This window comes from uncultured Marinobacter sp., assembly GCF_913055835.1.
Taxonomy (GTDB): domain Bacteria; phylum Pseudomonadota; class Gammaproteobacteria; order Pseudomonadales; family Oleiphilaceae; genus Marinobacter.
Genome location: NZ_CAJXKQ010000039.1, coordinates 20,235 through 33,182 on the forward strand (window position 1 = coordinate 20,235; position 12,948 = coordinate 33,182).

The window sequence follows — 12,948 nt, forward strand, 5'->3', positions numbered from 1 at the left end:
AACGCCGGACGTTGAGTATAGACCTTAGAGTAGATTAGCAACAAATTCTTCTAACTGCCTGTACAAAAAGGCCATCGTAACCAAGCTTTCGCTCGGAACACGATGGCCTTAACAGTTTTTCGCCAATCACCGGTCCGACACTCTGCCAGAACCGGCCAAATCAGTCGATCAGCCCTGCCCCTTGATCTCGCTCAGGCCGCGGTAAGGCGCCTTGCCATCGAGAGCTTCTTCGATACGCAGCAGCTGGTTGTACTTGGCAACACGATCGGAACGGCACAGGGAGCCGGTCTTGATCTGCCCGGCACAGGTGGCCACGGCCAGATCGGCAATGGTGGTGTCCTCGGTTTCACCGGAACGGTGGGAAATCACAGCGGTGAAGCCGGCATCCTGGGCCATCTTGATGGCATCAAGGGTTTCACTCAGGCTGCCAATCTGGTTGAACTTGATCAGGATGGAGTTACCGACACCCTTCTCAATACCCTGCTTGAGGATCTTGGTGTTGGTTACGAAAAGATCGTCGCCAACCAGCTGAACCTTGCTGCCGAGCTTATCGGTCAGCACTTTCCAGCCATCCCAGTCACTTTCGTCCATGCCATCTTCGATGGACACGATCGGGTAACGCTCGCACAGGCCGGCCAGGTAGTCGGCAAAGCCTTCGGAATCGAAACTCTTGCCTTCACCGGACAGCTGGTACTGGCCATCCTTGTAGAATTCGGAGGAGGCACAATCCAAAGCCAGGGTCACATCGGTACCCAGCTTGTAACCGGCCTTCTCAACTGCTTCCTGAATGACGGCCAATGCCGCTTCGTTGGAGGGCAGGTTCGGCGCAAAGCCACCCTCATCACCAACGGCGGTGTTCAGGCCCTGGGCCTTCAGCACTTTCTTCAGGCTGTGGAAAATCTCCGCGCCCACACGCAAGGCTTCAGAGAAGCTCTTGGCGGACACCGGCTGAACCATGAACTCCTGGATATCAACGTTGTTATCCGCGTGCTCGCCACCGTTCAGGATGTTCATCATCGGTACCGGCATGGAGAACTTCCCAGAAGTGCCGTTGATATCGGCAATGTGCGCATACAGCGGCTTGCCCAGGGAGATCGCTGCCGCTTTGGCAGCCGCCAGGGAAACCGCCAGAATGGCGTTGGCGCCCAGGTTAGCCTTGTTCTCGGTACCGTCCAGGTCCAGCATGATCTGGTCCAGACCACGCTGATCAGCCGCATCTTTGCCGACCAGTGCATCACGGATTTTGCTGTTCACGGCTTCTACAGCCTTCAGAACACCCTTGCCAAGGTAACGGGATGCATCACCATCGCGCAGCTCAAGCGCTTCGCGGGAACCGGTGGAAGCGCCAGACGGTGCGCAGGCGGTACCAATGGTGCCGTCTTCCAGGATAACGTCGGCTTCTACAGTCGGGTTACCGCGGGAATCCAGAACCTCACGGCCTTTGATGTTGGCAATCTTGGTCATTCTTTTCTGTCTCCAATTTCATGTTCAAATTCGGGAGTCAGAGCGAGCGGGAACGGCCCTGCGAAAACCGCTACGAGCACCCGTGGGCGGGTCCGGCCAGCAATCGTAGATTGCTGTCGTTCGGCTGCGCATGAAGCGTCGCTTCATAAACACTTGCCTCACCCATGTGCGCTTGTTTCGGACCATCCATGGCCCTCTATATTTTCGCAGGGCCGTTCCCGCTCGCTCCCATAGTCCGCGTAAAACGCCAACACCGCCAATCAGGCGGTGTCGATCGATTTAAAGCTTTTTACCAGATCATCCACAGCTTTCACCCGCTGCAGGAAGGGCTCAAGCTGGCTGAGCCGCAAGGCGCAGGGGCCATCGCACTTGGCTTTGTCCGGGTCCGGATGGGCCTCAAGGAACAAACCTGCCAACCCCTGGGACATACCCGCCAGCGCCAGGTCAGTCACCTGGGCCCTGCGGCCACCGGCAGAATCGGCTCGTCCGCCCGGCATCTGCAGGGAATGGGTCACATCGAACATCACCGGCACGTTCATGGCCTTCATGATGCCAAAACCCAGCATGTCGACAACCAGGTTGTTGTAGCCGAAGCTGCTGCCCCGCTCACAGAGGATTACCTTGTCGTTGCCGGCTTCCTCGCACTTGGTAATGATGTGCTTCATTTCCTGGGGTGCCAGGAACTGGGCCTTCTTGATGTTGATCACCGCACCGGTTTTCGCCATGGCGACCACCAGGTCAGTCTGGCGGCTCAGAAACGCCGGCAGCTGGATGATGTCACAGACTTCGGCTGCTGGAGCGGCCTGGGCCGGCTCGTGAACGTCAGAGATAATGGGAACACCGAACTTGCTCTTGATGTCCGCCAGTATCTGAAGACCTTTCTCCAGCCCGGGGCCACGGAAGGAATTCACAGAGGACCGGTTGGCTTTATCGAAAGACGCCTTGAAAACGTAGGGGATACCCAGCTTGCCGGTCACTTCAACATACGCCTGGGCCACTTCCATGGCCAGTTCCGGCGATTCAAGGACATTCATGCCGCCAAAGAGCACAAACGGATTGTGGTTGGCGACGTCGATTCCCGAAACGTTTACCGTGCTCTGCGCCATTCTCAGGATCCTTTCTTGCTGGCCAGTGCTGCCTCAACAAAGCCCTTGAACAGTGGGTGGCCGTCACGGGGTGTAGAGGTAAACTCCGGGTGGAACTGACAGGCGACAAACCAGGGGTGGTCCGGCGCCTCAACAACTTCCACCAGGCGTCCATCCGCTGAGCGACCCGAGATCTTGAGTCCGGCTTCTTCCAGCTTTGGAAGGAAATGGTTGTTCACCTCATAACGGTGGCGATGACGCTCGCGAATGGTTTTCTTGCCATAGCAGTTGGCAATGGTGGAACCTTCGGTAAGAACGCAGTCCTGGGCGCCGAGACGCATGGTTCCGCCCAGATCAGACTCTTCCGTGCGCTCTTCACGCTCTCCCGTGGAATCCAGCCATTCGGTGATCAGGCCGACAACCGGCTCCGGGGTGTGCGTACGGAATTCGGTGCTGTGGGCGTCTTTTAAACCGGCCACGTTGCGGGCGTATTCAATAACTGCCACCTGCATACCCAGGCAGATGCCAAGGTAAGGTACCTTGTTCTCACGGGCATACTGAACCGTGCGGATCTTGCCTTCGACGCCGCGCTCACCGAAACCACCGGGCACCAGAATCGCGTCGGCGCTGGCCAGCGCGCCTGTGCCGTCACGCTCGATGTCTTCGGAATCAATGTAGTTGATATTGACCTTGGTACGGGTCTTGATGCCGGCGTGCAGCAGGGATTCGATCAGGGACTTGTAAGCGTCGAGAAGCTCCATGTATTTGCCAACCATGGCAATGGTTACTTCCTGCTCGGGGTTCATCAACGATTCAACAACGTTGTCCCATTCACTCAGGTCCGCAGGACGGGCATCCAGACCGAAGCGCTCGATAACCAACTGGTCCAGGCCATGCTCATACAGCATGCGCGGAATAGCGTAGATAGACTTGGCATCCTGCAGAGGAATAACCGCCCGCTCTTCCACGTTGGTGAACAGGGCGATCTTGCGACGTGAACTGGCATCCACCTCATGCTCGGAGCGGCACAGCAGGATATCCGGCTGCAGACCGATAGAACGCATTTCCTTGACGGAATGCTGGGTGGGCTTGGTCTTGATCTCGCCAGCCGTAGCAATGTACGGAACCAGGGTCAGGTGCATGAAGAGTGCACGCTGCGGACCAACTTCTACCTTCAACTGACGGCAGGCTTCCAGGAACGGCAGGGATTCAATATCGCCCACGGTACCACCGATTTCAATCAGCGCCACATCGGCGCCGGCAGCACCTTCCACAACCCGCCGCTTGATTTCGTCGGTGATATGGGGGATCACCTGAACGGTTCCGCCCAGGTAGTCGCCGCGGCGCTCCTTGCGGATCACTTCTTCGTAAACCCGACCGGTGGTGAAGTTGTTGCGCTTGCTCATCGGAGAGCGGATAAAGCGCTCATAGTGGCCCAGATCAAGGTCTGTTTCCGCGCCATCCTCGGTGACAAAGACCTCACCGTGCTGGAACGGGCTCATGGTGCCGGGGTCCACGTTGATATACGGGTCCAGCTTGAGAATAGTGACCTTCAGGCCGCGTGCCTCGAGGATCGCAGCCAGTGAGGCTGATGCGATACCTTTCCCCAAGGAGGACACGACACCGCCGGTGACGAAAATATAACGCGTCATGCAGATTCCGTGATTGTCTGGTTCGGTGAAGGAGGGAGATTGTCATCTCAAGATGGGACGCCAGACTACCAGAAAGGCCCCATTGACTCAATCATAATCCCGCTCTACAACCAGCCGCCAACCGGCGGCATGGGCGCTTCCCGAGTATTGTTCAGAACACCATAAATCGCCAATGGCAACGAGCTCCGCCGCCTCCCCGGAACCAGCGAAAACCAGCGGTAATCGGGCCCTTTCCCAGGGTGGGACGGCAACCTCCTGCAGCCATTTCTTGAGCGAACGGGACGGGCCATCGGCACGGAAACGTACCCTCTCACCGCCCCGCCTCGTAAATATCCGTATTGGCGGTAGAGGCCTTTGTGGGGTATCGACAGGTTCCAGCCTGAGGAACCATTCGCCGAAGTTCAGCCCTGGGCCAGGCTCCAGAGCAACAGGAGCGTCCGGCAGTGGCCGTTGATCGGGGACCAGATAAAGATCGCCCTGAAAGCGGCGCAGACTGAAACCGTCGGACCGGAACTCCGGCTCCCGATCCTCGCCCGCAAAAAGCAGGTCCTGCATGACCTGCCGCCAGTCACCCATGGTGGGCGCGTGAAAACCACGTTCCCGAACCCACCAACGGATAAGATTCTTTTGCTCCGCCAGCGACAGCGCTTTCAACCCATCAATGGGCAGACGGTCCCCGTCCCCGCCAATTGCCTGCCACTGCATTGCCGCCAGCTTACGGTTAAGCGCTTCGCTCTCGGCACAGGACTCCGCCGAGTGCCTGAGCCTGCGATTCAGTCCCGGCCAACGCTCCCGCAGAGACGGCAGCACGGTCTGGCGCAGGAAATTCCGGTCGAATCGCTGGTCAGTATTGCTGGGATCGTCAACCCATGACAGGCCGGCCGAACTCGCCCAACCTTCCAGATCGGCCCGCTCAAATCCCAGCAAGGGCCGGACAAGAACCCCCGAGCCAAGCGCACGAGTGGACGGCATGCCCGCCAGCCCTGGCACACCACTGCCCCTGAGCATCCGGAAAAGAACCGTTTCCGCCTGATCATCACCATGGTGAGCCATCACGAGCAAATCTCCGCGCTGCATCAGCGCCTCGAACGCCGAATACCGTGCATTGCGGGCCGCCTCTTCGATGCCGCCACCGCCAGTTGCATTTTCCTCGGCGACAACGTTTACCCGCTCAACAACGAGCGGCACACCCAGGCGATCACAAAGTTCGCGGCAAAACGACTCGGTATCCGATGCATTCGGCTGGAGTTGATGATTGATGTGTACTGCCCGCACGTTTCCAGTGCGACCATGACAATGTACTGCCAGGTGCAAAAGCAGTGTTGAATCGAGACCACCGCTCAGGGCAACCCAAAGGCGAGTGTGATCTGGGAGCTCTCTGACCGGGGCACAAAGGGCCTCCGGCCAGTGGAATCCGGAGCCGGGCTCAGCGCCCGGTGTCATAGCGGGTCAGCCGCTCGTAGCGACGGGATACCAGCTCATCCATTGGCAGGCGACTGAGTTCGGCGACGCCCTTCGCCAGGACCTCTTTCAGGGATTCCGACATTTTTTCGGGGTTGCGGTGAGCACCACCGAGAGGTTCTGTCACCACGTTATCCGCCAGGCCCAGATCTCTCAGCCGGTCAGCGGTAACACCCATGGCCTCTGCCGCCTGAGCGGCGTATTCGGCACTCTTCCAGAGGATCGACGCACAACCTTCCGGAGAGATTACCGCGTAGGTGGAATACTGCAGCATGTTCAGTTGGTCGCAGACACCGATGGCCAGCGCCCCACCGGAACCGCCCTCACCGATCACCGTGGAGATAATGGGTGTCTTGAGGCGGGACATAACCGCCAGGTTGAAGGCAATCGCTTCACTTTGCCCCCGTTCTTCCGCACCAATGCCAGGATAGGCACCCGGCGTGTCGATGAAGGTAAGAATGGGCATCTTGAACCGCTCGGCCATTTCCATCAGACGCAGGGCCTTACGATACCCCTCCGGTCGAGGCATGCCGAAGTTACGCTTGACTTTGTCCCTGACTTCCCGGCCCTTCTGGTGACCAATCACCATCACTGGCTTGTCATCCAACCTGGCAGTACCGCCTACGATCGCCAGGTCGTCGGCATAGCGACGGTCGCCGTGCAGCTCATCAAAATCCTCAAATATGGACTCGATGTAGTCCAGGGTGTAAGGCCTGCGAGGGTGACGCGCCAGTCGGGCGACATCCCAGGGCTTGAGATCGGAGAAAATGCTCTCCGTCAGGCTGACGCTCTTTTTCTTCAGCCGGGTGATCTCGTCGGTGATATTGATGTCGGTGTCGTTACCAACCATCCGAAGCTCTTCAATCTTGGCTTCCAGGTCGGCGATTGGCTGTTCGAAATCCAGATAGTTAGGGTTCATGATGTTCCATCATTTTTTTGCCAGGCGGGAAATTGCTCCGCCAAACCAGAATTTGACACAAAGATAGCAGCGCCCGGACAGTGGCTAAAGCGGACATTGGTATGAGTCCGCTGTCTGACAAAGTTTTAATTTTCAGCTCACTCAATCATAGACCAGTTCTACCGACTGGTCGCCTACGAGGTAACGGAGCTCCAGCAACAGGTTGTCATCCGGCTGTACCCGCCAGGATTCTCCCAGCTCGATCCGGGTCGACGCCTCAGGGCTGCTGTACTCGATCCAGACCGGGCTGCCTTCACACCGGAACGGCCTCAGAGTGGTGTCCAGTTTCTCCAGCAGGCCATTCTGTAACTGATCGGCGTGAAGGTTGAGCTTCAACCCGCGACTGAACTGCTGTCGAGCGGTCGCCACATCCATCACCGAGCTCACCCGCATCTTCATCTGGCCGGAATAGTCGTCGTGACTGACCTGCCCTTCAACCACAATTACCTGATCAGATTGCAGCAGCTCCCGATTCTCAAAGAAGGCCTCTGAGAACAGGGTCGCCTCTATCCGCGCGCTCCTGTCGTCCAGGGTGATGAAACACATGGTGGAGCCGGTGCGGGTTTTCATGGTGCGCTGGGCAACCACCAACCCGGCGACCCGCTGGGGTGACTTATTAGGCTTCAGATCGGCGATGGAGGACCGCACAAACCGCCGTACTTCTTTCTCGTATTCATCGAATGGGTGGCCTGTAAGGTACAGCCCGAGGGTGTCCTTCTCGCCCTTAAGCCTTTGTTTTTCAGGCCACTCGCGCACACCGGCCACGTCCTCGTAGGGATCGCCACCGTCGCCAGCCTCCAGCATTTCGCCGAACATATCCATCATGCCAACGGATTCGTTCCGGGATTGCTGGTCGGCCTGCTGCACCGCCTTGTCAATGCTGGCCATCAGCTGGGCACGGTTCGCACCCAGCTTGTCCATGGCGCCGGAGCGAATCAGCGCTTCCATGGCCCGCTTGTTGACCTTCTTGAGATCAACCCGTCGGCAGAAATCGAAGATATCCTGGAAGGGCTCACCATCGCCACGGCCCTCAACGATACTCTGGATCGGGCCTTCACCCAGGCCTTTGATCGCTCCAAGACCATAGACAATCTGGCCGTCGTCATTAACGGTAAAGGTGTATTCCGAACGGCTGACATCCGGCACCAGAAGATCCAGCTTCATGTTCCGGCACTCTTCTACCAGCGTGACCACCTTGTCGGTGTTCTGCATATCGGCAGTCAGTACCGCGGCCATGAACTCGGCCGGGTAATGGGCTTTCAGCCAAAGGGTCTGGTAGGAAACCAGTGCATAGGCGGCCGAGTGGGATTTGTTGAAGCCGTAACCGGCAAACTTTTCCACCAGGTCGAAGATATTCTCGGCCAGGGTCTTGTTGATGCCGTTCTTTTCGCAGCCATCCAGGAAGATCTGCTTCTGCTTCGCCATCTCCTCGGGCTTTTTCTTACCCATGGCCCGGCGGAGCATGTCCGCACCACCCAGGGTATAGCCAGCCATCACCTGGGCGATCTGCATGACCTGCTCCTGGTACAGGATGACCCCGTAAGTGGGCTCCAGGACCGGCTTGAGGCCTTCGTACTGGTAATCGGGGTGCGGGAAGGACATAGGCTGACGACCGTGCTTACGGTCAATGAAGTCGTCCACCATGCCGGACTGCAGCGGCCCCGGCCGGAACAGAGCCACGAGGGCGATCATGTCTTCCAGGGAGTCCGGCTGGAGCCGGCGAATCAGGTCTTTCATGCCCCGGGATTCCAGCTGGAACACCGCCGTGGTTTCGGCTTTCTTGAGCATGTCAAACGAAGGCACGTCATCCAGCGGAATCTCGTTGATGTCCAGCGGCTGCATGCCCTTCTTTTCCCGGCGCGGATTGATCATGTTCAGCGCCCACTTGATGATCGTGAGCGTCCGCAGGCCCAGGAAGTCGAACTTCACCAGCCCGGCATCCTCCACATCGCCTTTGTCGAACTGGGTCACCAGGCTGCCGCCCTCGTCATCACAGTACAGGGGCGAGAAATCGGTGATCTTGGTGGGCGCGATCACCACGCCACCGGCATGCTTGCCGGCGTTCCGGCACACGCCCTCGAGTTTCAGGGCCATTTCCCAGATTTCCTGGGCTTCCTCGTCGTTCTCGAGAAACTCAACCAGCTGTGGCTCCTGCTCCAGAGCCTTTTCCAGGGTCATGCCAGGCTCGAAGGGGATCATTTTGGACAGCTTGTCGGCAAGGCCATAGGACTTGCCCTGCACCCGGGCAACATCCCGCACAACCGCCTTCGCGGCCATGGTGCCGAAGGTAATGATCTGCGACACCGCCTCTCGCCCGTACTTCTGGGCGGTGTACTCGATCACTCTGTCCCGGCCTTCCATGCAGAAGTCGACGTCGAAGTCGGGCATGGAGACCCGCTCCGGGTTCAGGAACCGCTCGAACAGCAAATCGTATTCCAGCGGATCCAGGTCGGTGATCAGCTGAGCGTAGGCCACCAGGGAGCCGGCACCGGAGCCCCGGCCCGGCCCCACGGGCACACCGTTGTTCTTGGCCCACTTGATAAAGTCCATCACGATCAGGAAGTAGCCCGGGAACCCCATCTGGATAATGATGTCCAGCTCGAAGTTCAGGCGCTTGTAGTAGGCCTCGCGCTTGGCATCGTATTCCGGATCGTCCTTGCTCAGGGTCTTGGCCAGCCGCTCTTCCAAGCCCTCCTCGGAGACCTTCCGGAAATAGTCGTCCATGGTCATGCCGTCGGGAATCGGGTAATTGGGCAGGAAGTACTCGCCCATCCGAACCTTCACCGAACAGCGCCGGGCAATCTCCACGGTATTCTCGATCGCCTCCGGGATGTCACTGAACAGCTCGATCATCTCGTCGGCGCTGCGAAGGTACTGCTGATCACTGAACCGGCGGTCACGTCGTGGGTCGTCCAGGGTGCGGCTCTCACCGATACAAACCCGGGCCTCGTGGGCTTCGAAGTCTTCCGCTTCGAGGAAGTGAACATCGTTGGTGGCGACCACGGGGAGGCCGAGGGCCCCGGCAAGCTCGACACTCAGGTGCAGGCAGTCCTCGTCACCAGGGCGACCGGTGCGCTGTAGCTCCAGGTAGTAGCTATCAGGGTACAAATCCATCCAGTAACGGGCGCGCTCGCGGGCCAAATCCGGCTTGCCCGCCATCAGCGCCTTACCCACATCGCCCAGTTTTGAGCCCGACAGAGCAATCAGGCCGTTCGCCCGCGCCTCCAGCCACTTGCGCTGGATGATAGGCTTGCCAAATCGCTGCCCCTCGGTATAACCCAGGGAAATGATTTCAGTGAGATTGAGATAACCATCGTTATCCCGCGCCAACAGCGTAAGCCGGAACGGGTTCTCGGGCTCGTCCGGATTTTCCAGCCACAGATCCGCCCCAATGATAGGTTTGACGCCCGCGCCCATGGCCGCCTTGTAAAAGCGGACCAGCGAGCACATGTTGGATTGCTCAGTCAGGCCAACAGCCGGCATGCCCAGCTCGGCAACGCGGTTGATCAACGGTTTAACCCTGACCAGGCCATCCACCATGGAGTATTCGGAATGGACGCGGAGGTGTACAAAAGTCTGCGACATAACGTCAGGTTATTCCTGCTTTTAAATTCAGTTAGGGCAGCGGCCTCAGCCGCCGATCACGGCCCGGAGTTCTTCTTCGGTCTGAGGGCCAAAACGGGTTTCAACCAGATCGCCGCCGGGGTTAACCAGGAACGTAGCCGGCAGCGCGACCGGAAGTTTCCAGCCGAACCCCGGCCCGGGATCGTCCGCCAGCATGGTGAACTCGATACCCATTCGCTCGCCGAGCTCCACCAGGGCATCGCCTCGCACGCCATCAAAATTGACGCCCAGAACAGTGATGTCGGGCGCCTTGTCCAGCTCATTGAGTTCCGGAATTTCCTCAAGGCACGGCTTGCACCATTCTGCCCAGTAGTTCACCAGTACCCATTGCCCACGCAAATTGTCCCAGTTCAGCTTTGTTCCCTCGGCGCGCTCAAGTTCAATTTTTTCGCAGCCTGCCATGGTCAGAACAAGCAACATGAGAGTGAGCAGCCTTAAGCGGGAACCAGAACGAACAGAATCAGGGTACTGCACCGGAAAACCTCCTGTTAGACTACCGACCACAGAAATCGTGGACTCCACTCAGACAACCAGGCACGAAGATGACAGAACCAACCCGGATTTTCCACAACCCGCGCTGCTCGAAATCCCGCCAAACGCTTGAACTGCTTACCGAACGGGGAATTGAACCGGTGATTATACGCTACCTGGAAACCCCACCGACAGAGCAGGAGCTAAAGGATATCCTCGACGCACTGAAGCTGCGCCCCCGTGACCTGATCAGAACCGGGGAAAACGAATACAAAGAACAGGGTCTGAACAATCCCGACCTAAGCGATGAGCAGTTAATCGCAGCCATGATCGCGACGCCGAAACTGATTGAACGACCAATTGTGATCGCCAACGGCAAAGCCGCCCTTGGTCGCCCACCGGAAAACGTTCTTTCGATTCTATAAGCCCCGATTACCTTCCCGCGCCAGATCAGAGGGACTACTGAAGATGTCCGAGCAATTGCCGTATATTCTCGTGCTTTTCTACAGCCGCACCGGCCAGACAGCGGAGCTGGCCAGCCAGATTGGCCGGGGCGTGGCCCGGGTGAAAGGCATTGAAGCCAGGCTCAGGTCAGTACCGCCGGTTTCCCCGGACACCGAATCATCGCTGCCGGCAGTGCCGGACTCCGGGGCGCCCTATGCCAGCAAATCCGATCTGGCAAATTGTGCCGGACTGGCGATCGGTAGTCCCACCCGCTTTGGTAACATGGCGGCGCCTCTGAAGCATTTCCTAGACAGCACGGGTGATCTCTGGCTCGCCGGCACCCTCGAAGGCAAGCCCGCTGGCGCTTTCACCTCTACCGGCAGTCTGCATGGCGGACAGGAAACCACACTGATGACCATGATGGTGCCGCTTCTGCATCACGGCATGGTGGTCTGCGGCCTGCCGTACTCCGAGAAAAGCCTTGGAGAAACAGCAACCGGTGGCACACCCTATGGGCCCAGCCATTGGGCAGGAACCGCTGAACAGCAACCACTCAGCACTCACGAGAAGGCCTTGTGCCAGGCCTTTGGCGAGCGTCTGGCCCGACTCGCCCTGAAGCTTGCTGACTGATACACGCCCGGGTGGCAGACGTACTTTGCATAACATTTTTTTATTCCGGAACACACTATGTTGAATAACCCGAAGGCCCAAATCACTGTGCGGGCAACGATCATCCTGTATATCGGCGTACTTGCCACCCTCCTGATTACCACGTTCTACCCGGCTCCGGTCGAGGGGGTCTCGATACCCCTGATGCTGGCCGTGAAACTGGTCCCGCTTCTGCCCTTTGCGGTCACGGTGTTCCGCGGCCACAATCGTGGCTATATCTGGATGTCGTTCGTCGTGATCTTCTATTTCACCCAGGCCGTCGTGTCCGCCTGGCTGAGTGAAGGCGCTCCCGGACCCGTCATTCTGACGGTATTGACCTTCCTGCTGTTCACTGTTGCCATGATTCATCTTAAAGTGAACCGGCCAGTGGCGAACGGAAATACACCCTGAATATCTGGACCTGACCTTTTATGGCCGAAGCAAGCAACTCCGGAACCGTGAAGCGGCCACCCGCGCCGCCCAGAAGCACCCTGACCCTGAGAGATGTTTGCACTGCCCTTGTGACCAGCGGAGAAATCAGCCAGGAAGACGCCGAACGGGTGCTCTCGGCCAATCTTGGCGCTGCCAGTGGTGAAGGACAGAAGGGAAAACGCCATCCGCTGGAGCTGGTGGCTATAGCAGCGCTAACCAGCCAGAAGAGCGACCGTACCCTCGATCTGGACCGGCTGACCCATTGGCTGGCCGATTGGGCCGGGCAGCCTTACTACCACATTGATCCGCTGAAGATCGACACGCCCGCCATTGCCCGGGTGATGTCCTACGCCTTCGCCCAGCGCCATGGCATTCTGGCGGTGGAGATCGGTACCGACGAGGTGCTGGTCGCCAGCAGTGAGCCGTTCAAAACCGACTGGGTGCAAAATCTTCAACAGGCCGTCCGCAAAGACATCCGTCGCGTTGTCGCCAATCCCGAGGATATCCGCCGGTATACCGTGGAGTTCTACCAACTGGCCAGCTCCGTCAGCAAGGCCAGTGGCGGCCAGGGCCCGGGGGTGGCCGGCAACCAGAATTTCGAACAGTTACTGGATCTTGGCGCCAGCGAACACCCTGACGCCAATGACCAGCACGTGGTCAAGATCGTCGACTGGCTGCTGCAGTACGCCTTTGACCAGCGCGCCTCGGA

At 58.5% G+C, this 12,948-nt stretch carries 10 protein-coding genes and 1 pseudogene; 4 read left to right on the forward strand and 7 right to left on the reverse strand.

What is annotated here, in order from left to right:
* Positions 1–168: 168 nt before the first annotated feature.
* From eno to QZ534_RS16820, 7 genes are all read right to left on the reverse strand, one after another.
* Entirely contained in the window at positions 169–1,464 is a 1,296-nt protein-coding gene (gene eno, locus QZ534_RS16790) for a phosphopyruvate hydratase (protein WP_296936087.1), read from the reverse strand.
* 260 nt (positions 1,465–1,724) lie between these two features.
* On the reverse strand, positions 1,725–2,570 hold the full coding sequence (kdsA, locus tag QZ534_RS16795) for a 3-deoxy-8-phosphooctulonate synthase (protein ID WP_296936089.1): 846 nt from the start codon (positions 2,568–2,570) through the stop codon (positions 1,725–1,727).
* 2 nt (positions 2,571–2,572) lie between these two features.
* Positions 2,573–4,201 (reverse strand): CTP synthase, encoded by a 1,629-nt coding sequence (locus QZ534_RS16800; RefSeq protein ID WP_296936090.1) that lies wholly within the window; start codon positions 4,199–4,201, stop codon positions 2,573–2,575.
* 87 nt (positions 4,202–4,288) lie between these two features.
* Positions 4,289–5,644: a tRNA lysidine(34) synthetase TilS gene (gene tilS, locus QZ534_RS16805; RefSeq protein ID WP_296936092.1), complete on the reverse strand. Its 1,356-nt coding sequence runs from the start codon at positions 5,642–5,644 to the stop codon at positions 4,289–4,291.
* Positions 5,628–6,581 carry an acetyl-CoA carboxylase carboxyl transferase subunit alpha gene (accA, locus tag QZ534_RS16810; RefSeq protein ID WP_296936094.1) on the reverse strand — a complete coding sequence of 318 codons (954 nt, stop codon included), beginning with the start codon at positions 6,579–6,581 and terminating at the stop codon, positions 5,628–5,630. The genes tilS and accA overlap by 17 nt, the downstream gene beginning before the upstream one ends.
* Positions 6,582–6,722: 141 nt before the next feature.
* A complete protein-coding gene (dnaE, locus tag QZ534_RS16815) occupies positions 6,723–10,205 on the reverse strand; it encodes a DNA polymerase III subunit alpha (RefSeq protein WP_296936095.1) in 3,483 nt (1,160 codons plus the stop codon).
* Between the two features lie 45 nt (positions 10,206–10,250).
* On the reverse strand, positions 10,251–10,718 hold the full coding sequence (locus QZ534_RS16820; RefSeq protein WP_296936096.1) for a TlpA disulfide reductase family protein: 468 nt from the start codon (positions 10,716–10,718) through the stop codon (positions 10,251–10,253).
* 68 nt (positions 10,719–10,786) lie between these two features.
* Between QZ534_RS16820 and arsC the strand changes: the two genes are divergently transcribed.
* The 4 genes and pseudogenes from arsC to QZ534_RS16840 all read left to right on the forward strand — a co-directional run.
* The gene (gene arsC, locus QZ534_RS16825; protein WP_296936097.1) at positions 10,787–11,140 is read left to right on the forward strand and encodes an arsenate reductase (glutaredoxin); all 354 of its coding nucleotides are present in this window, start codon (positions 10,787–10,789) and stop codon (positions 11,138–11,140) included.
* A 43-nt stretch (positions 11,141–11,183) separates the two neighbouring features.
* A complete protein-coding gene (gene wrbA, locus QZ534_RS16830; RefSeq protein ID WP_296936099.1) occupies positions 11,184–11,789 on the forward strand; it encodes an NAD(P)H:quinone oxidoreductase in 606 nt (201 codons plus the stop codon).
* A 57-nt stretch (positions 11,790–11,846) separates the two neighbouring features.
* A complete protein-coding gene (locus QZ534_RS16835) occupies positions 11,847–12,218 on the forward strand; it encodes a DUF2069 domain-containing protein (protein ID WP_296936101.1) in 372 nt (123 codons plus the stop codon).
* Between the two features lie 20 nt (positions 12,219–12,238).
* Positions 12,239–12,948 (forward strand): annotated as a pseudogene (locus tag QZ534_RS16840) (type II/IV secretion system protein); the annotation flags it as partial.

What these genes read in the sequence shown, in the direction of transcription:
- eno (WP_296936087.1), bottom strand. Translation starts at nt 1,464, where the DNA reads ATGACCAAGATTGCCAACATCAAAGGCCGTGAGGTTCTGGATTCCCGC.
- kdsA (WP_296936089.1), bottom strand. Translation starts at nt 2,570, where the DNA reads ATGGCGCAGAGCACGGTAAACGTTTCGGGAATCGACGTCGCCAACCAC.
- QZ534_RS16800 (WP_296936090.1), bottom strand. Translation starts at nt 4,201, where the DNA reads ATGACGCGTTATATTTTCGTCACCGGCGGTGTCGTGTCCTCCTTGGGG.
- tilS (WP_296936092.1), bottom strand. Translation starts at nt 5,644, where the DNA reads ATGACACCGGGCGCTGAGCCCGGCTCCGGATTCCACTGGCCGGAGGCC.
- accA (WP_296936094.1), bottom strand. Translation starts at nt 6,581, where the DNA reads ATGAACCCTAACTATCTGGATTTCGAACAGCCAATCGCCGACCTGGAA.
- dnaE (WP_296936095.1), bottom strand. Translation starts at nt 10,205, where the DNA reads ATGTCGCAGACTTTTGTACACCTCCGCGTCCATTCCGAATACTCCATG.
- arsC (WP_296936097.1), top strand. Translation starts at nt 10,787, where the DNA reads ATGACAGAACCAACCCGGATTTTCCACAACCCGCGCTGCTCGAAATCC.
- wrbA (WP_296936099.1), top strand. Translation starts at nt 11,184, where the DNA reads ATGTCCGAGCAATTGCCGTATATTCTCGTGCTTTTCTACAGCCGCACC.
- QZ534_RS16835 (WP_296936101.1), top strand. Translation starts at nt 11,847, where the DNA reads ATGTTGAATAACCCGAAGGCCCAAATCACTGTGCGGGCAACGATCATC.